Source organism: Psychrobacter urativorans, assembly GCF_904846695.1.
Taxonomy (GTDB): domain Bacteria; phylum Pseudomonadota; class Gammaproteobacteria; order Pseudomonadales; family Moraxellaceae; genus Psychrobacter; species Psychrobacter urativorans.
In genome coordinates this window covers 204,894-224,793 of the sequence record NZ_CAJHBR010000001.1, presented here as the reverse complement: position 1 = coordinate 224,793, position 19,900 = coordinate 204,894, and the positions used below count along the sequence as shown (strand labels likewise).

At 43.6% G+C, this 19,900-nt stretch carries 17 protein-coding genes; 10 read left to right on the top strand and 7 right to left on the bottom strand.

From position 1 onward, the window contains the following. Positions 1-45: 45 nt before the first annotated feature. Positions 46-1,770: a M48 family metalloprotease gene (locus JMY09_RS00940; RefSeq protein ID WP_227677090.1), complete on the bottom strand. Its 1,725-nt coding sequence runs from the start codon at positions 1,768-1,770 to the stop codon at positions 46-48. Positions 1,771-2,160: 390 nt separating this feature from the next. Here JMY09_RS00940 and JMY09_RS00935 point away from each other — a divergent pair, with 390 nt between their 5' ends. The 4 genes from JMY09_RS00935 (at position 2,161) to thiS (ending at position 4,896) form a co-directional block, all read left to right on the top strand. Further along, the gene (locus JMY09_RS00935) at positions 2,161-2,655 is read left to right on the top strand and encodes a sulfurtransferase TusA family protein (protein WP_201621711.1); all 495 of its coding nucleotides are present in this window, start codon (positions 2,161-2,163) and stop codon (positions 2,653-2,655) included. A 531-nt stretch (positions 2,656-3,186) separates the two neighbouring features. Continuing rightward, positions 3,187-4,050, top strand: coding sequence for an RNA polymerase sigma factor RpoH (gene rpoH, locus JMY09_RS00930; RefSeq protein WP_201621943.1), 864 nt, complete (start codon positions 3,187-3,189; stop codon positions 4,048-4,050). Positions 4,051-4,193: 143 nt separating this feature from the next. Then, positions 4,194-4,568, top strand: a complete 375-nt coding sequence (locus JMY09_RS00925; protein ID WP_201621710.1) for a DUF423 domain-containing protein — start codon at positions 4,194-4,196, stop codon at positions 4,566-4,568. 127 nt (positions 4,569-4,695) lie between these two features. Then, a complete protein-coding gene (gene thiS, locus JMY09_RS00920; protein ID WP_201621709.1) occupies positions 4,696-4,896 on the top strand; it encodes a sulfur carrier protein ThiS in 201 nt (66 codons plus the stop codon). A 342-nt stretch (positions 4,897-5,238) separates the two neighbouring features. Here the strand turns inward: thiS and hpf are convergent, their stop codons facing one another. Together hpf and JMY09_RS00910 are read right to left on the bottom strand one after the other, a co-directional pair. After that, positions 5,239-5,619, bottom strand: coding sequence for a ribosome hibernation-promoting factor, HPF/YfiA family (gene hpf / locus JMY09_RS00915; protein ID WP_201621708.1), 381 nt, complete (start codon positions 5,617-5,619; stop codon positions 5,239-5,241). Positions 5,620-5,920: 301 nt separating this feature from the next. Continuing rightward, the gene (locus JMY09_RS00910; protein ID WP_201621707.1) at positions 5,921-7,636 is read right to left on the bottom strand and encodes an RNA polymerase factor sigma-54; all 1,716 of its coding nucleotides are present in this window, start codon (positions 7,634-7,636) and stop codon (positions 5,921-5,923) included. Between the two features lie 374 nt (positions 7,637-8,010). Between JMY09_RS00910 and JMY09_RS00905 the strand changes: the two genes are divergently transcribed. Next, entirely contained in the window at positions 8,011-8,889 is an 879-nt protein-coding gene (locus tag JMY09_RS00905) for a nitrilase-related carbon-nitrogen hydrolase (protein ID WP_201621706.1), read from the top strand. A 29-nt stretch (positions 8,890-8,918) separates the two neighbouring features. Here JMY09_RS00905 and JMY09_RS00900 read toward each other — a convergent pair whose 3' ends face one another. The 4 genes from JMY09_RS00900 to lptM all read right to left on the bottom strand — a co-directional run bounded on the left by JMY09_RS00900 (position 8,919) and on the right by lptM (position 13,004). Beyond that, entirely contained in the window at positions 8,919-9,905 is a 987-nt protein-coding gene (locus tag JMY09_RS00900) for a tyrosine recombinase XerC (protein ID WP_201621705.1), read from the bottom strand. A gap of 29 nt (positions 9,906-9,934) precedes the next feature. Then, the gene (gene dapF, locus JMY09_RS00895; protein WP_201621704.1) at positions 9,935-10,819 is read right to left on the bottom strand and encodes a diaminopimelate epimerase; all 885 of its coding nucleotides are present in this window, start codon (positions 10,817-10,819) and stop codon (positions 9,935-9,937) included. A 242-nt stretch (positions 10,820-11,061) separates the two neighbouring features. Next, positions 11,062-12,453 carry a diaminopimelate decarboxylase gene (gene lysA / locus JMY09_RS00890; RefSeq protein ID WP_201621703.1) on the bottom strand — a complete coding sequence of 464 codons (1,392 nt, stop codon included), beginning with the start codon at positions 12,451-12,453 and terminating at the stop codon, positions 11,062-11,064. Positions 12,454-12,725: 272 nt separating this feature from the next. Continuing rightward, positions 12,726-13,004, bottom strand: coding sequence for an LPS translocon maturation chaperone LptM (gene lptM, locus JMY09_RS00885; RefSeq protein WP_201621702.1), 279 nt, complete (start codon positions 13,002-13,004; stop codon positions 12,726-12,728). Between the two features lie 794 nt (positions 13,005-13,798). Between lptM and JMY09_RS00880 the strand changes: the two genes are divergently transcribed. From JMY09_RS00880 to JMY09_RS00860, 5 genes are all read left to right on the top strand, one after another. Continuing rightward, complete coding sequence (locus tag JMY09_RS00880) at positions 13,799-15,043, top strand: acetate/propionate family kinase (protein WP_201621701.1); 1,245 nt, start codon at positions 13,799-13,801, stop codon at positions 15,041-15,043. 79 nt (positions 15,044-15,122) lie between these two features. After that, a complete protein-coding gene (gene pta, locus JMY09_RS00875; RefSeq protein WP_201621700.1) occupies positions 15,123-17,267 on the top strand; it encodes a phosphate acetyltransferase in 2,145 nt (714 codons plus the stop codon). A gap of 160 nt (positions 17,268-17,427) precedes the next feature. Beyond that, positions 17,428-18,267 (top strand): nicotinate-nicotinamide nucleotide adenylyltransferase, encoded by an 840-nt coding sequence (locus tag JMY09_RS00870; RefSeq protein ID WP_201621699.1) that lies wholly within the window; start codon positions 17,428-17,430, stop codon positions 18,265-18,267. 131 nt (positions 18,268-18,398) lie between these two features. Further along, entirely contained in the window at positions 18,399-18,800 is a 402-nt protein-coding gene (rsfS, locus tag JMY09_RS00865; protein ID WP_373416579.1) for a ribosome silencing factor, read from the top strand. Between the two features lie 353 nt (positions 18,801-19,153). Continuing rightward, positions 19,154-19,900 (top strand): MOSC domain-containing protein, encoded by a 747-nt coding sequence (locus tag JMY09_RS00860; RefSeq protein ID WP_201621697.1) that lies wholly within the window; start codon positions 19,154-19,156, stop codon positions 19,898-19,900.

The following is a 19,900-nucleotide window of genomic DNA, read 5'->3' as shown; positions in this document are numbered from 1 at the left end:
CACTAAGCTGACTGTTCAATTATACCGGCTGCTTAATTATACCGCTTAAGGCTTATAGTCTTTAGCGGTTTTTACTTGGCTAATTTCTTGCGTAATATTCGCCAGCAAAGGTCGAGCACTACTCTCTTGCCCACTTGCCTGCATTTGCTCAGCCAACTGCTTGGCTTGGGTCAACGAGGTCATTGCACTATCGTAGCGTCCAGTCCATAGCTGGTCATGGCTGCGATAACGTAAGGCATTGATAGTGGCAATCTTCGCTAATTGTGGCGACGTTGAGGTTTTAGCTATTTTTTCATTAGCTAATTGTAGGCTCTGCCAAGCATAGCGATCACTAGGCTGCTGCAGCGTTAGCGGCTTTAACAGTGCTTGTGCTTGCGTAGGATTACCACTATTGGTCAGCGCATCTGCTAAATATAAGCGTAAATCACGGCGCTCGGGATATAGACTCTGTTGCGACTGCAAAATCTGCGCTGCTTGTGCCCATTTATTTTGCTCAACTAGTATTTGGCTTTGAGTAATAGATAACAGCGGCTCTAGCAACTGTTGCTCAGATAGCGGCAACGCCCTGAGGGCTTTGTATAGTTGCTGCGCTTCAGCAAAACGTTGCTGTTCCCCATACCAATGCATTAACGCTAGTTTGGCGCCAACGCTATTTTCAGCAGCGCTCATCAGGGCGGTTTGGGTCATACGCTTACCGGTACTTTGTACCCGCCAATAGAGTAAATCAAATAGGGCTTGATGACGCTGCTGCTGATTCAATGACAAATTAGGATAACGTTGAGCACGGCTTTGCGATTCACTTAAGCGCTCATTGCTTAACGGATGCGAACGTATAAAGCTAGGTAAAAACTGATTCTCAACTTGATTTAACTGTCCTTGATCATTCATGGTAGCAAAGAAGCTGGCCATCGCCCGTGGATTGTAGCCAGCCTGATTCATGATTTGCATGCCAACACGGTCCGCTTCACGCTCATTGCTACGACTAAACGCCATGCCACTGTTCATAGCTGCTGTTTGGCTACCCATCATCACGGCGGCGGCGGCGTCACCATCAACAGCGGTAGCCGCTATCGCAGCTATCATACCGCCTACTTGCAATAGCAGCGCCTTTTTACGCTCATCAGCGCTATGCTCATAATGACGCTGACTAATATGCGCAACTTCATGAGCGACTACACTTGCTAGCTCATCCATACTTTTGGCAGCGCTAATAGTGCCCGTATTAATGCCGATTAGCCCACCTGGCGCAGCAAAAGCGTTAATAGTGGGACTATCAATGATCACTACCGCCATCGGAGCTTGCTGGCGCACTTGCGCATTAAGTCGCCAAGTCATCTCCTTGACCGTCTCTTGAATCCAAGGGTCATGCTCCATCTTCACTTGCCCATTGATACTCTGTAGCGACCATTCTCCCAGCAGCTTGTTTTGATACTGTTCAGCGAAGCTAAGACTGTCACCACGTAAGTTGGGTAACGCCAATACTTCTGTGCTAGGCTGCTGCCATGAGCCATAGTTCACAGTGGGTGCAGAAGCTACACTGTCTTTTGCCAGGATAGATGTAGTAGTAGGCGCTGCATAACTGTTATACATAAGACTACTGGCTAAGCCAATTAATAATAGCTTTACGCTAGGCACCCAAAGCTGGCCAGCAACTGACTTAGCTGGCAACGGCGCTTTACTACTAAAGCTGCGCAGCTCAGCATCTAATCGATTGCTAGCTGTTGCACTGTGCAAAACACTAGGGTCATAACTATGATTAAAAGGCTTCAAGGGCATATCCTAATTTATCAGCAAGTCTTTTTATTCGGAGTATCCAATAATCGACTATAAGAGCTTGCTGCCGTAAGGTCAATTTTAATCTGCTGCTGACTACTAATATCTAAGCACGGCGTGACTTTTGTGCAACACTGTCTTCGATCCCCTTACTGTTCAGTAATGCTATTAGCTATCATTGATAATTTTAATAATGGTATTAATAGTAGTGCTCACAAACAACAACTTTGCTGTGGCGCTAGTTTGTTATAATCAGTCTACTGCGCTTAGTAGCTTGTCCTTAATTGCTGGTGACTGGCTGCTAATAAACAACTAACAGCGATCTTGCATTTTCGCATTACCAAGTAACTCCCTCATAATAAAACCAAGGTATCCAAGGCTATTGCTATGAACGCTGATAACTGCTCGAATAGTATCTCATCCCAGCCCTACTTAGTGTGCTTAGCACCAACCTTAGTAGCCTCTGATAAAGATATGATTGTCACTAACTTGCGCCTATTGCCAGCAGGTTATATCAGTGATATTCAGTCGGATACGGCTAGTTTAAGCACTGAACGAGCACATAATAATGGGGTCACTATTAAAGCCTTAGTCGATGGTCGAGGTTTGGCTTGTCCTATGCCCCTGCTAAAAACTAAAGTAGCACTACGTAATCTGGCTATCGGTGATTCGCTATATGTCATTGCTACTGATCCCAATTCACGGGCCGATATCACTGCTTTTTGTCAGCACACTCAGCAAGCAAGCAATGCTTTAGGGTTACAGCTGATACTAAATAAAAGCACTACTGACCAAACTATGCCAGCATCTATTGAAACTAAGACTAGTGCAAGTTTCGATACAATATTTCACTTCATCATTACCAAAACTGATAGCAACTAAGCCTTGCTATCCTTTACAATCAAGATAATAAAATTTTGCCTATTTCCTCTCTATAGCAAATTTGCCCAGTAACTTTAAGCATTAACTTTAAGTTCAATCTAAACAGTAACTTTGTTTACTTATCTTCTATTAATCAAGGTCAAAAATATGGCTACTGAATCGGTGACGACAACTCAAAATAATGATCCTAAGACCGCAATCGTAAAAAGCACCCAAGCCAAGCGTGCAAAAGCAAAAACTGTAAAACCAAATAGCCCTGAGGCAAAAAATACTAAAATGAAAGATGCAAAGCTAAAAGATGCGCTAATCGAAGGTAACGATAATCAAAGCAAAACGGCTAAAGCTACTAGTGTGCAACAAGATAAAGTAGAAAAAACGGTTAGTAAAAAAGCGGATAAAAAGCCCGCTAATGATCAGCCTGATGCTGAAATAAATCCTGCGCGTGAAGCCGCGCTTAAGGCTGCAGCTCAACGTCCGCCTTATGATGCTAGTGCTTTAGAAGATACTAGCACTCGTGATTTAGTACCAGCTATGCCGACCCATCTGTCTGCGCCTGGGGTGAATTTGGGTGCTTATATCAATACTGTACATCAAATCCCTATCTTGACTACCACCCAAGAGCAAGAGTTGGCTCATCGTTATTTCGATGAAGGCGATGTTGAGGCAGCACGATTATTAGTGATGTCACATTTGCGTTTTGTCATTCATATTGCTCGTAGTTACTCAGGTTATGGTCTGCCACAAGCTGACTTGATTCAAGAGGGTAATTTGGGCTTGATGAAAGCAGTCAAACGCTTTGATCCTAATAAAGGCGTACGCTTAGTATCTTTTGCAGTGCATTGGATCAAGGCTGAAATACATGAGTTTGTGATTCGCAATTGGCGCATCGTCAAAGTCGCTACCACTAAAGCTCACCGCAAACTGTTCTTCAATCTACGCAGTCTAAAAAAGACTAATAATCAGCTGACTTTAGAAGAAGCCGATGCGATTGCCAACGATCTCAATGTTACTCGTAAACAAGTACTAGAGATGGAATCGCGTTTGACCTCTTACGATGCTTCTTTTGAGACCCAATCAAGTGATGACGATGATGGTCGCTACGCACCGCAGTTATTCTTAGAAGATGGTATTGACCCTGCCGAAATGGTAGAAGAAGCTGATTGGGAAGAGAATAACTCATCAGCGCTGATAGCGGCGATGGATACCTTGGATGATCGCTCACGTGATATTGTTGAGCAACGCTGGCTCACTGAGCAAAAATCCACTCTGCATGAGTTGGCAGCGGTCTACTCCATCTCAGCAGAGCGAGTGCGTCAGATCGAGAAGAATGCCATGGATAAAATTCGTGATGCGATGACTATTGATAGTGTGATTTTGCCCGATGACATTCAATAGCACTTGCCATCACTATCTATAGCGATCAGTAGCACTAGTTATTAACTATTTATTAATAGCAGCAAACCTCTACCCCAACTGAGATTGGTTAATAGTGGGTAGTTAATAGCTAGATAGTCGATAATCACTTCAAAGGTTAGACCATGGTAAATTGGATAGGTATTGCGGCTCTCAATATGGCTCTAGCGGTTGCTTTAGGTGCTTTCGGCGCTCATGGTCTCAAAGGTATAGCCAATGCTGAACAACTGGCTTGGTGGCATACCGCAACTCTATATTTATTAGCCCATGCTCTAGGATTACTGCTAGTTGGCCTATTAATTCGTCTCAATTATGCTAGCCAAACTAGTGCCTGGTTATTACAGCTGGGGGTGATTATATTCGCCGGTAGTCTCTATGCGATGACTTTAGGAGCACCACGTTGGTTTGGAGCTATTACTCCTATCGGTGGGCTCCTGATGATTGCAGGCTGGCTATGGCTAGCGGTCACAGCCTTTCGTTTAGGTAATAACGCGTTATAGAAACCAATCATTTTGCGTGCTAGATATCCTAATAATGCGGTTAACAAAAGATCGTTAGTCAGCTATCATCAATAAGCGATTTACTTTTAGCTACTAGTCACTTATCAAACCATTACCGGAAAATATTATGAGTAAGATTATAGTCAACGGCAAAACATTACAAACTACTCATCAGACCGTGCAGTTAGTAATCAATGAGCTGGGGTTGAGTACTGGTCGTTATGCGGTTGAGGTCGATGGTGAACTGATTCCTAAAAGCGAGCTTACTACGCTACGTATCACTGAGGGTATGAGTATTGAAGTGGTCCAAGCGGTAGGCGGTGGTTGAGTCTTTAATATAATGCTTAAGCTTTAGACTAATTCATAAATTTATTCGGTGATTCATCAGCGACAAGCAAAATAAAATAGCAGCCATAAAAAAGACCTCAACGAATTATACGTTTGAGGTCTTTTTTTATCATCAACAGGTAATAACAGGGTAGTGAAGAGATTGATCGACTTGGCATGACTACAATCATGTTTTAGTATTATGATTATCACTAATTGTGGCTAGTGCCGCACCGATCAAAGGCTTACTATTTAGTTGTTGTAAAAACTACTGTCGCATCCTCACTGTTGGTCTCTCCTACTGCTATTGCTACTATTACTCTGACTACAAGGTCTCTGCCTCTTATACTACAGGCTCTGCATCAGCAATGTCATTATCTACGTAACGTCCATCACGTCCAGCACCTTGAGTCTTTTTACCTTCCTGACGAGTCTTGTATTTACGCACTTGTCTCTCAAGCTTATCGGCCATATCGTTAATAGCTTTATACATATCGTCATCAAAAGATTGTACAAACATCTCTTTGCCTGAAACTCGCATGATAGCTTCGGCTTTATGGCTTTTTTGACCACCATCGCTGGCACCACTATTGTCTAATGACAAAATTACTTGGATGCTTTGAATTTGATCAAAATGACGCTCAATTTTTTCTAATTTTTCGCGTACAGCTGTATTCATGGCATCGGTTACGCTGATATGGTGACCACTGATAGAAACATTCATATTATTATCCTTATGTTCATAACTTTATATCACTAGCGATTAGGCAAACTAGCCTAACCACCTTACCTTATCAATAACGCCAATTCTTTATTCAATGTAGAGAGCCTCTACTCTTAAAAGCCCTTATAAACCACATTTAAAAAGTATTGGTTTTTGCTATTAATACCTCTCTAATTTGTCATGAAACCCCGAGAGTAGCAAGGTAGGTTGTTGTAATTAAATGTAACAGAAGCTAGGCTTTTTTACTCAATTCTATATAATCAAAAAATTTTGTTTTAATTTATTCTATTATTAGTCACAACTAATACTTTTGTTTGCGTTGAGTAGAGGAGCCTATACCTAAAGCTTCACGATATTTAGCCACCGTGCGCCGAGCAATATCGATACCTTCTTCATGCAAACAAGCTTGCAACCGACTATCAGAAAGCGGCTTCTTCATATCTTCATCAGTAATCATTTGCTTAATCATCGCACTAATAGCGGTAGAAGATACATCGCCATCGCTACTACTGACATGCGATGAAAAAAAGTATTTAAGGGAGAATAACCCTTGTGGAGTCAGAATAGTCTTACTAGTAGTCAGTCGTGAAACCGTAGATTCGTGTAGATCTACCTCTTCGGCAATAGCTTTTAATATTAGAGGCTGCATAGCTTTAGCGCCATATTGCAAAAACGCTTGTTGGCGATAAATAATGCTAGTGGATACTTTTAATAAATTTTGATTACGCTCTTCAATACTACGAATGAATAAGCGAGCATCGATTAGATTATCGCGTAAATATTGATTTTCGGGACTCTCATCACCACGTTTGACCAAATTGGCGTACTCTTGATTAACTCGTAGTTTAGGCAAAGTATCCGGATTGAGGCGCACATGCCAGCCCTCAATTATAGCTGAGTTATTCTGGCTGCTATCTAATTGCTGGTTAGTGTTATTGCTGCTAGCACTGACATTAGCTGCTGGTACATCACGGCGTAACGGCGTAACTAGTACATCTGGAATATCATAGCTCTCTGGCAACTGAGTATATTCTGGCTGACGGCTTTGAAAAGCTAAGCCGGGCGCAGGGTTTAAGGTACGTAATAAGCTGAGCGCTGGAGTAATCTCTTCTGGCACTAAGCCTGTGATATCGGTTAAAGCTTTGATATTATTGCTAACTAGATGCTCACTGGCTTTAAGTAAGGCTTGTGCTTGCGCCAAAAATTCAGTAGAAGGATCCAGTTTTTGTAGCTGGATACTAAGACATTCGTTCAAATGGCGAGCACCAACCCCTAAAGGGTCGCAAGACTGAATAATTCGTAGTACCGCCACTATCTCGTCAGCCTGAATTTGAGCCTCCCATTGATAGAAGCTGCCCATAGTCTGGAAACTCTGTAGCAGCTCCTCGATATCGAGCCGGACAAAACCCATATCATCCATGGAGTCCACTAAATAATCAGCAATCAAGGTATCGGTATCGGACAGCCGTTTAAAGTTTAGTTGCCAGCGCACATAGTCTTGAATAGTAGCGCTAGTGCTGCCTTGGTAGCTGTCGGGATCGTCATAGCCAGTATAATTGGTCGTTGAACCAGCAACAGAGGCATAGTTGCTGCTCTCAGCACTACTATAATCGTAGTTATCACTATCTAAACTGGCGTAGCTATCGTTACTGTTATCCATAGCCTCGTTATCGATACTGGCTTGTTGTAACTTATCCAAGCTATCTATCTCTTGTTGATCGGCGCTATTGACGGTATTGCTACTGTCAGAGTCATTAGTTGCTGAAGCAGCTAAGCTATCCTCATTCCACATCTCTAAGGTCAAACACTCATCAGCTACACTAAGCTCATAGTCGTCCTCATTACTATCTTCATCATCTTCGACTCGCTCTAGCAAAGGATTGTTATCTAATTTGGCTTGAACCTCTTGTGCCAACTCAAGACTAGAGAGCTGCAACAGTTTGATCGCCTGCTGCATTTGGGGGGTAAGTTTCTGTGAGGTACTTAGCGTGGCTGCCAATCCGAATGACATACTCATAGACAGATTATTGCACTCCAGTATTAATAAAATTTTGGTAATAGCGGTTGTTGGTTGCTATGATTTAACAGTGTAATCAACCTATAAGCCTTGACGATAGCATTTTTTATCCGTCTGTTGCTATGGTAATCTATATCCTGCCGAGCCATAATTAGTGGTTATAAGTTATTATTGTTGAGTGATTAGCTGTTCATTTGTAGCTCAATCGTGAGAGTTATAGTCAAAAAACAGCAAACCTAATCCTAGTAAAATCTTAAATAGTTAGCGCTCAGTTAAAGACTGTCTATTGAAAGCTAACTATCAAAGGCTCTATTAAAAAGTTATTAAAGGCTTTATTAAAAGCAACTAGCAAAAATAACCATTGAGAATCAACTATGAATAACCTTACTGTAGCTGCTGTACAGATGAATAGCCAACAAGATATTAGCGCCAATTTAGCCACCATAAAGTCAGCTATTAGCGTGGCTAGTGCACAAGGAGCGCAGCTAGTAATACTCCCAGAGAACTGTTGTAGTATGGGCGAACAGCTTGCTACTGCTCAGCGTTTTGATGAGTTATCAGCGACTATCGCTGACTACGCTTATGCTCATAAAGTATACGTGCTTGCCGGTTCTCTACCTTGTCCTTATCGTCCTGATGGGGTGATCGTTCCTGATGGTCGTATGCGCCAAGTCAGCTTACTGTTTAGCCCTGCTGGCAAAGTCGTCGCACGTTACGATAAGATCCATCTGTTTACCGCTACTGTCGCTGACAAGCAAGGCAGCTATAACGAAGCCTTGACCTTTGAGCCTGGCACGCAGACGGTAGTGACACCGATTGAGCTCAAGAATGAGGTTTATCAATTGGGTATGATGGTGTGTTTTGATCTACGTTTTCCAGCGCTGGCCCAACGTTTACGCCAAGCAGGAGCTGAGCTGCTCAGTGCGCCTGCGGCCTTTACTTATATGACCGGTCAAGCGCATTGGTCGCTATTATTACAAGCACGTGCTTTGGACAGCCAATGTATGGTGATTGGTGCGGCACAAGGCGGTGATCATCATTATAGAAACGGTACAGTGCGTCAAACTTGGGGACATGCAGCGATTAGCGCTTTCGATGGCACTATTGTCGCTAGCTATCAGCATAGCGAGATTGACAAAGTAGCAGCCAATCAAGTCAACGACTATGCGCTAGTGTTCGCCAGTTTAGACAAACTAGCGCAGCAGCAAGGACGCCAAAGTATGCCTATTTTTCACTGTCATCGCTTGGCCTAAATCTGCTGTAGTACAGCTTTAATAGGGCCTTATAATAAAGGCAAGTATTGCTCATTATCAGTTGGCCGATGAGTGGCACGTGGGTGAGCGCGATCATAGACTTGGGTGAGCTTAGCAAAGTCAACGTGAGTATAGATCTGAGTAGTACTGATATCGCTATGACCAAGCATCTCTTGCACAGCACGTAGATCACCGCTACCCGATAACAAGTGTGAGGCGAAGCAATGACGTAATAGATGCGGATACATATTTTGGGCAATACCGGCTCGGGTTGCCGCTACTTTTAGGCGCTGTTGTACCGCACGACTGGATAACCGAGTACCGAGCTTTTCGCTAATAAATAGCGCAGAGTCTTGCTGCTCGACCCATAAGTTGCGATGCGGCAAGTAACGCTTGATAGCCGCCGCCGCTTTGGCCCCTATAGGCACTAAGCGGGTCTTATTACCTTTCCCAGTCACTCGTACTCGTAGATCAGCCAAGTCGATATCACTACTATCTAGAGCCACAAGCTCACCTACTCGTAGACCGCTACTATACAGCAGCTCAAACATCGCTTTATCCCGTAACCATAAGCGGGCTTGTTCTGGAGTGTCAGGGCTGGACTGATCAAGTAACTGAGTTAGTAGATCGATATCCGCTATCGAAGGTAAGGGTCTAGGACTACGTTTGAGCTGGTAGCCAGTGCTTGGATTAATACGGGCCAGCCCTTCTTCAATCAGCCAACCGTAAAAATGCCGAATGGCGGACAGCTCCTGCTGCACACTAGACAGAGCTAGCTTGTCCTCATCAAGGCGCTGACTGATATGCTGAGCCAATTGACGCTTGTCACAGCGTGTCCAAGTTAAACGCTTACCCCGTATAAATAACGCGAGCTGATTGACCCCAGCAAAATAAGCACTAAGAGTATGCTCAGAATGGTTGCGCACTGCCAGCACCTCTAGCCAGCGTTGTACTGGTACTAGTAATTCGGCTAGAGCATTATCTGGTTCTGTGCTTAATAGGGATTCAATATCCATAGATATCAGCACTCCTTGGGCTAACTAAATTAACTCGGATTGGCTTTAATTCCCGATTGTGCCATCAGTCCATCAGGGCTGAATACACCTTCATAAACGAATGCCGTCGGTCCAGTCATCATCACCGAATAGCCCGGCTGCCAACGCACCACTAAACTGCCACCATACAGCTGCGTGCGCACATCTTCTCCTTCATCGAGCCAGCCTTCACGCACCCCAACGGCCACTGCCGCACAAGCACCAGTGCCACAAGCTTGAGTCTCTCCAACCCCACGCTCATACACACGTAAACGAATATGACGCTGGTTCATCACTTGCATAAAGCCGACATTGACTCGATTAGGAAAAGCAGGATGCCCCTCGATAGCTTTACCTAGTTTTTCGATATCAACTGCTAAAATATCGTCAACTTTGATCACCGCATGGGGGTTGCCCATATTGGCCACGTATAACTGTACTGGTGTGCCTGCGACATCAATATGGTAGGCGTTCTGAATTTTGGTAGTTGATTTGGGAGTAAAAGGAATCTCATTGGGCTCGAACTTTGGTTTACCCATATCTACTTCTACCCAACCATAGCGATCGGTAGTTAGAGCAATAACACCGCTGGCTGTCTCTACTCGTAGACGCTGCTTAAACGATAGTTTGCGCGCTTGAACGAAGCGAGCAAAACAGCGAGCCCCATTACCGCACTGCTCAACTTCTGAGCCATCAGCATTAAAGATACGATAACTAAAATCCACATCAGGGCGCATCGGTGGCTCTACTACTAATAGCTGATCAAAGCCAATGCCTAAATGTCGATCGCCGAGGAGCTGTACTAGCTCTTTGGTTAATTCCAAACGCTGGGTCACCAGATCGATAACCATAAAATCATTACCCAGACCATGCATTTTGGTAAATTCTATTAGCATATCCTTGTGTCCCATTCTATTTTTATGTATGCGTTATAGTAGCACGCTGTATAGCACAATGATAACAATCGCAGTGGCTTGGGCGAGCTTATTTTCATCTGAAACTAGGCAAAAAAAATCCCCACTGTTAGTTTAACAATGGGGTTCTTACTGGTGATAGCACTGACTACCTTAGGCTTATAAAACTCCTAGCCTTATTGCTAATCGTCAGGCGCGACTTATGCAGCATTCGTTATGAGCGGCTATTGGTCAGCTGACCATAAAGTTTCAGAAGCATATAACTCTTCGATGCTTTCGCGTTTACGAATCAGCTGATGCTGAGTACCTGCCACCATTACCTCAGCAGCACGGGGGCGGGTATTATAATTACTACTCATCACCATGCCATAAGCGCCAGCACCAGTAATAGCTAATAGATCATTACCAGCTAAATTCAATAGACGATCTTTGGCTAAAAAGTCGCCAGTCTCACAGATAGCGCCAACAATATCCCACGCCTGCATAGCTTCAATATCTGCATCGACACTCGACAATACAGCTGGAATCACTGCCATCTCAGCTTGATAAAGTGCCGGACGAATCAAATCATTCATGGCGGCATCAACGATAGCGAAGTTCTTATGCTCAGTGGGCTTTAGTATATCGACACGAGTAAGCAAGATACCAGCATTAGCGACCATACTGCGACCTGGCTCAAAGAATACTTTTAGACCTAGCGTTGTTAGTTTGGGTAATAAAGCTTGAGCAAACTCAGCTATAGTAATTGGTGCTTCATCGATATAACGCACCCCAAGACCACCGCCTAAATCAATATGCTTAAGTTGAATACCTTTATCCGCTAAATTTTGAATAAGCTCAATTAACTTATCTAAAGCGGCAATAAAAGGCGCGACTTCGGTTAGCTGGGAGCCAATATGACAGTCAATACCAATAATATCGATATGTGACATGGCTGCGGCTTGTTGGTATACCGCTACTGCTTTATCGTGGGCAATACCAAATTTATTATCTTTGAGCCCCGTTGAGATATACGGATGAGTATTAGCATCGACATCTGGATTAACCCGTAATGATATCGGTGCCGATTTATTGAGCTGCTGGGCAACTTTATTGATTAATATCAGCTCATTAACAGACTCTACGTTGAAGCAGCTAATGCCTTGATTGAGGGCAAACTCGATATCATCAGCTGTCTTACCTACCCCTGAAAACACTACCTTTGACGCTTTGCCACCAGCGGCTAACACTCGCATCAGCTCACCACGTGAAACGATATCGAAGCCAGCACCTGCTTGCGCTAACACTCCTAAAACAGCAAGATTAGAATTGGCTTTTACCGCATAACAAATTTGATGCTCAATAGCTGCAAAACTATCGCTATAGTCCTGATAGACGGCTACTATCGCCTGTTTTGAATAGATATAGCAAGGCGTAGCATAACGCTTAGCCAATTCATCGATACTGATATCTTCCATATACAGAGTGTTATTGCGATACGCTAATGCTGGCAAGTGTGCCGTTAGCGCAGTAGGGTTAATATACAAGCCTTGCTCGGTTTGCACTGTGACATCAGGGCAGTTACTAGCATAGGTTGGCGTATTAGTCACATCAGCTGGCGAAGTAGAATTACTCATAGTTATATCTCTAATTTGGTCAGGTCATCAAGGTTATATAGTCGAGCTGCTTTGCAACAGCTGGTGTTTAACTCGGAGCAATTTTTACCGATTAAACGATAAAGAGTATCTGGCTTATTGAGTACTGATTATTACTGCCTATGGCTAAGTGTTTTGTAACTCATAAGCTTATGATTGATAAATACTTGGTAATAGTTACTTATCAATCATCGATAAACAACCATCATTTATTAATAAGCCTATATTAATAAGCTTCTGTTGATAAGCCTCTATTAATAATCATTAGGATCATCACTGACTTCAGGGAATGCTTGCTCTTGCTCCAAGTAGAGATTTTTCTGATAGTCATTATCGTCAATTCCAGCAAAAGCAGCATCTTGTGGGTTGCTAGTACTTTGTAGAACCCCAGAGCTATTAGAGACCATTTGACTATCGCTATCTGCTAAATATAGGCTGCCCTTTTGACCACAGCCAGTCATAGTTAATACCGCTAAACTTAGTACTATAAGGGCATATTTTGTAGATAAAAAGGCTTTGTTGATTATTATCATAAGGGAGTACCCAAGAGAGTGACGAGCTGATTGATAGCAGGAACTGTTGCTCAATAATACATTGCACTGAGCAAAATATTAGCCTTAACAACAGATAACCTTTGGCTATAAGTAAATTCAGTAGTGCAGAGCAAGTAACGATTGATAGCGTTTAATCATAAACAGCCTGTAGCGATAAACAGCCTTTATGAAAAATCATCATAAAGACCAGTTATAGATACTTTACGAAAGTATTGAAACAGCTAGCCTACTCTACGCTCTACGGCCATTGATCATAGCATTAATCTATAAAGCTGTGCATTGATCGAGTTTATTTAGTCGCTAATTATAGCAAGAATTATTGCCCTACCAACCGCTGTTTATTCACTATTGAGGGTAGCCTGATAAATTTTATAGCTGCTGCTAGTAGCTATATGGCATAGTCAAAAACTATTGGACAACTTTACTTACAATTTGGATCAATGCTTGTACTGCTATGCCAGCTAAGCTATTAGCCGATAACGGGCTCTATTAAACTCTTGACGAGCGCCAAGATAAAACCTTATAGTCATCAGGGTATAATTAATAAGCTACTCTACTTTATCTTTACTGCTAGCTATTTTGATCCTAAAACAGTAAGCATTTTAATGACCTACAATGTCAGTAATTTGAAATTAACTAGTCACTGTCAACCCCTGAAATAAAAGGGCTGTCAGCTAATATACATTAGTCGACTCTCCGCTTATTTCTATTTGTTCAACAGCGGTTAATCCGTTATGATTACCTAATTATAAAACACCATCTAAGGATAGATTATGAGTGACAGCCTCAGCAATTCCACTTTTAGCGATCAGACTACTGGTACTCACCAATTAACTAACCCAACACTAGTTTTGAACTGCGGTTCTTCTTCGATTAAATATGCCTTAATTAGCGAAGATGAATCTACTCGTATTACAGGTCTTGCAGAAAACTTGGGCCTAGATACGGCGCGTATTAAGCATACTACGTTAGATGGCAAAAAGATTGAAATCTCAATCCCTGGCGGTCGTCATAAGCTGGCGTTACAAAAGATTCTTGAATTGCTTGAGCAGTATCACTTTATTGCTGTTGGTCATCGCGGCGTTCATGGTGGTCGTGAGTACTCAGAAGCTGTACGGGTCGACGATCATGTACTCTCAGAAGTAAAACGTCTAAAGATCCTAGCACCTTTGCATAACCCTGCTAATGCTTTAGGTATTGAAGCAGTACAAGCTATCTATCCTGATATTCCACAAGTGGTGGTTTTTGATACCGCCTTTCACCAAACTATGCCGCCCGTTGCCTATCGCTACCCGATCCCAAAAGCCCTGTATGAAGATGAAAAAATTCGTCGCTATGGTTTCCATGGTACTTCACACGCTTACGTCTCTGAACGTGGCAGTGCCCTCACCGAAGCCAAAGGTCCGCATGGCTGGTTAACGGCACATTTGGGTAATGGTTGTTCTGCGACGGCGGTCTATGATGGCAAGAGCTTAGACACTAGCATGGGTCTGACGCCGCTTGAAGGCTTGATGATGGGGACTCGTAGTGGTGATGTCGATCCTGGACTACACATTCATTTAAAGCGTCTACTCGGTATGAGTCTAGAAGAAATCGATAAGATGCTTAATAGTGAAAGCGGTCTACTCGGTATCTCAGGGTTATCGAATGACTTGCGTACTATCGAGCAAGCCGCTAGTGAAGGCCATGCCGATGCGCAGCTAGCGATTGATATGTTTTGCTACCGTGTAGGAAAATACTTAGCCAGCCTCAGCTGTGCTATGCCGGTATTTACTGGCATTATCTTTACTGGCGGTATCGGTGAGAACTCGGCAAGCACTCGTGCTCGTATCTTAGAGGTTATGCGTCACTTCGGTATCAAGTTCGATACTGACAAAAACAAGTCATTGGTTGGCGGTGCAGAAGGCAGCTTCCAAAGTGCTGATAGTAGTATCGAGCTGTGGGTTATCCCAACCGATGAAGAATGCCGCATTGCGCAAGAAACTCGTCAAGCACTCGGTTTAGAGCGTGTTGAATAGTCACCAGTAGACACTGCTGATACTATTAAAACAGCAGCGCTTGTTAGTTTAAAAAACCAAATAAACTATAGGATACGCTATGCAAACCATTTTACTTGTCCCTATTAGCCGTGGTATCGGTGTCACTTCCGCCGCACTCGGTCTCATCCGTGCTCTAGATTATAATGGCGTTAAAGCTGCTTTTATGAAGCCGTTTTTGCAAGATGATACTCTCGATAAACAAAATAGTCTCGACAGCTCCAGCGCCTTGATTATGCATGCTTTTGGTCTCAACCCTCCACAATCTATCAGCCGTCAACACGTTGAACGTATGATCGGTGATGGCAACCTTGATGATCTAATGGAACAAGTCGTTGAGAGCTTCCAGTCAATCGGTAATGATCAAGATGTCATCATCTGTGAAGGCTTAGTGCCCACCACTGAAGCTTCTTATGCCTCACAAATCAACCGTGCTATTGCCCACGCTTTAGATGCCAAGATTATCTTTGTCAGTACGGCTGATACTAATAATCCTGCCTTGTTAGCCGATAAGCTCGATGTTCATGGTCGTGAGTTTGGCGGTATCGCTGATGAGCGTACGCTAGGCTGTATCTTGATGCGTGTCGATGTGCCTAACACTTTTGACGCTCAACCCGTAGCTCCAGGTGAAGCGGTATTCAGCCTTGATGAAAAATTCATAGAAAACGTCCAGCGTTTATCGCCGCATTTTAATACTGATCAATTCCGCCTGATTGGAGTAGTGCCTTTTAGTGACTCACTATCAGTACCTCGCACTTGGGATATCGCCGCTGAGCTTGACGCCACGTGGTTGAATGTCGGTGAGGCTAAGACTCGCCGTATCAATAACATCAGTTTAACCGCCCGTTCAGTAGCCCGTGTCGATGAAATATTCAAACGTGGCACTCTGATTGTAGTCCCAGGTGATCGTGATGATCTATTATTAGCCGCTGGATTGGCTTGTATTAACGGCATTCCACTAGCAGGTATTGTGCTAACTGGTGGGGTGATGCCCAACGAAACCGTTGCTGAATTATGGCAATCAGCGCTCAAGACTGGTATTCCGGTGATGAGTGTCGAGACTGACAGCTTTGAGACCGTACAGAATCTGTTGCATATGAGCTCTGAGATTCCAAGCGATGATACTGAGCGTGCGCAAGAAGTCACGCGCTACGTAGCCGCCCACTTAGATCTAAGCTGGATCAAAGAGTACTTCAGTGGTGAGTATACCCCGCGCCTGTCTCCTGCTGCCTTTCGCCATCAAGTGGTTAAAAAAGCACAGCTAGCCAAAAAACGGGTAGTACTGCCAGAAGGTTCTGAGCCGCGCACAATAGAGGCCGCCTGTATCTGTCAAAGCCGTGGTATCGCTAACTGTGTATTGCTTGCTAAACGCAGCGACGTTGAACAAGTGGCCAAAAACCGTAGCTTAGTATTACCAGAAGGGCTAGAGATTCTCGACCCTGAAACCTTAGACATGACTAGATATATCGCTGCTGTGGTTGCCGCCCGTAAAGGCAAAACGACTGATATAGCTGCCGCTGAAAAGCTCAAAGATACGGTCTATTTAGGGACCGTTATGCTGCTACTAGATGAAGTTGATGGTTTAGTGTCTGGAGCTATTCACACTACCGCCAATACGGTACTGCCAGCGTTTCAGTTAATTAAGACTGCACCGCAGTACTCGCTAGTGTCGTCAGTATTCTTTATGCTGTTGCCTGAGCAAGTGGTGGTCTATGGTGACTGTGCGATCAATCCAGACCCAACGGCAGAAGAGCTAGCTGAGATTGCCATTCAGTCTGCACAATCTGCGGCGGCCTTTGGAATTGAGCCTAAAGTGGCGATGATCAGTTATTCAACGGGTGCCTCAGGCTCTGGCGCTGACGTGGAAAAAGTCAAACGTGCCACAGCAATCGTGCGTGAGCGTGAGCCTACCCTAGCGGTCGATGGTCCTCTACAATATGATGCGGCGTCAGTGATGAGTGTTGGCAAACAAAAAGCCCCAGACTCAAAAGTTGCCGGACAAGCCAATGTATTTATCTTCCCTGATCTGAACACTGGTAACACCACTTATAAAGCGGTACAACGTAGCGCCAATGTCATCAGTGTAGGGCCAATGCTACAAGGTCTCAATAAGCCGGTAAACGATTTATCACGTGGGGCACTAGTCGATGATATTGTCTATACCATCGCTTTGACCGCCATTCAAGCGCATAGTGACGCTGTTTAATTTATTCAAGGTGTAGCTGAACAAGTGCCCTAGCCCTATCTCTTATAGCATCCAGCCGATTATCATCACGATAGTCGGCTTTTTAGTGCATGACAACATGACAATAAGCTGCTTGCCCACTACAATAGCGCTATATGACTTATATTTAGCCTTTTTACTTATGCCTGATACATACGCTACATGCGCCACATGCCCTACAGTCGCTAAAACTATTGAAACACCCCAGCCAGCCATTCGTGCCTATCTTGGTGGCTCCTTTGATCCAGTGCATGGCGGACATATTCAAATAGCGATGAGCGTCTATAACAGCCTGTTGCCTATCGCCACTGAGCAGCAGCGTGAGCTACAAGTGGCGCTGTTACCCAATGCTCGTTCTCCTTTTAAGGAGCAAAGTACTGATCCTGCTGATCGTTTAGCGATGCTAAAGCTCGCCGTTAAGGACACTCCCTTGCAGATAGATGAGCTTGAACTGTGGCAAACGCCGCCAGTCTATAGCATCGATAGCGTGCGGATACTGCGCCAGCGCTATCCTCATGACTGCTTGATCTTTATTATGGGTATGGACAGCGCCCGTAGCTTGGCAAAATGGAAAGGCGGCTTACAATTGACTGATTACTTGCATTTATGGATATTTGAGCGTAATCAATCACCGCAGGATACTGCCGTGCTAAAGCTGCAACTACCCGATGAGTTACAACAGCAAGTGACTGAGTCGTATATCGAGTTACTATTAACCCAGCCGTCATTGAGCAATACATCGAGCCATAAATCCTTTTCGCTTGAGGCCTTGAAAAGCCAGCAGCAAGGACGCATTTATATAGATACTCGCTCAGTCATAACTGTCTCTAGTACTGAGATTCGACAACAATTTTATAAACCTGATTTTGAGTCATTGCCGTCTGCTAAATACGCAGTTAATAAGCGCAATAATTTAGCCAATTGGCTAAATCCTAAAGTTTATCAATATATAATTACTCATCAGCTATATTCTGTGCTCTAATTCCGTTAAAATTGCACTATCTTTGTCATTTTACCTTTAGCATGCTCCTATACAGCTCGTTAATGTAGAGCGACTACTTATACTTTTATTATGATCGATTATTTAAGAGATTTATCTTTATGATTCCAACTATGTCGAATGACCGTTTAAAAGAGTGCTTAGCACTAGTCCAAAATTCTTTAGAAGATATGAAAGCTAAGAACATCACTGTAATGAATGTAGAAGACTTGACTGATGTTATGGAGCGTATCGTTATCGCTGACGGTACATCAAAACGTCATGTCCGTGCTATGGCTGACAATCTAGGTGCTGATGCCAAACAAGCAGGCTTTATGCCGCTTGGCCGTGAAGGTGGCAACGATTCTGATTGGACGCTAATAGATCTAGGTGCCGTAGTTGTGCACATGATGATTCCAGCCGCTCGTGAGTTCTATGATCTTGAAGGTCTATGGTCATCACCTGAGCAATTGGCTGAGCTAATTGCAGTGCCGCGTGAAAAGAAAACCGCTGGTCGCCGTAATAAAAACAAATAGCCCTATTTATTATAGTGCTAGTTTATTAGTGCTTAGCTATTGACGGTTTTAACCTTAAAAAGACTGGATTAATATTCCGGTCTTTTTTTATGGCTATAATTTGTATAACCTTAGGCTGCACAAGATTAAGCGGCATAAGGTCAATTTATATAACAGTAAGCTGGCTAAAACTAGGCTGCATAAGCTTAAGGTATATAAAACTAAGATAACTAAGCTAACTAAGATCCAAAGGCATAAAACCGAGTTGTATTGACTGAGTAAATAAGCTGAAAATCAGTATGAGTTGGGCTAAGATAGCTACTATCATTTAAACCCTATTTGTCGTATGAAATAACTGTCGTTTAGGAGGTCCTATGAGCAACCAAGCAAGCCAAGCATTGACGCAACCAAGCAAAAATGACTTTAATCAAACCTTGCCGCTACATATCGCAACTTTAGTCGATGTTCGAGCTGGCAAAGCTATGCCCTTCTCCCGTGAGCAACTGAGTGCCATTGATAAAGCGCCTGTTAAGGCTCCTGTTGCTGTCAATTTTATGGGCTTGACGACTGACGAGCAAGCCGATCGCAAGCATCATGGCGGCCCATTAAAAGCGGTGCATCAGATGCCTACTGCTACTTATGGTCTCATTAATAAGCAGTTTGATTTAAAGGTACGTATCGGCACTTTGGGCGAAAACCTTATCACTGAGCCGGTGAATGATTTACCGGATATGGATGAATCAACGGTCTGTATTGGTGATGTTTTTCAGTATGGCAATGATAGCGACAGCGTGCAATTACGTATCGTACAACCCCGTCGTCCTTGTTACAAAATCAATGACCAGATCGGCCAGTTTACTGAGGTGGCTAACATCGCTTCATGGATCAGCAAGCAAGGTATTGCTGGCTGGTATTTTAAGGTCGTCCGTGATGGGATGATTAGTGCTGATTTGCCGGTGTATTTGATAGCGCGTCCCTATCCGTTTGCCACGTTAGAGAAGCTATGGCAACTGTCGAACGCCAAAGAGAAGTTTGCCGCAGAGGTTATTGAGCCGTGGCTAGCTATTGAGTGTTTAGAGGAGAGTTGGAAAGTGGTTTTACGTAAGAAGATTAAGAGTTAA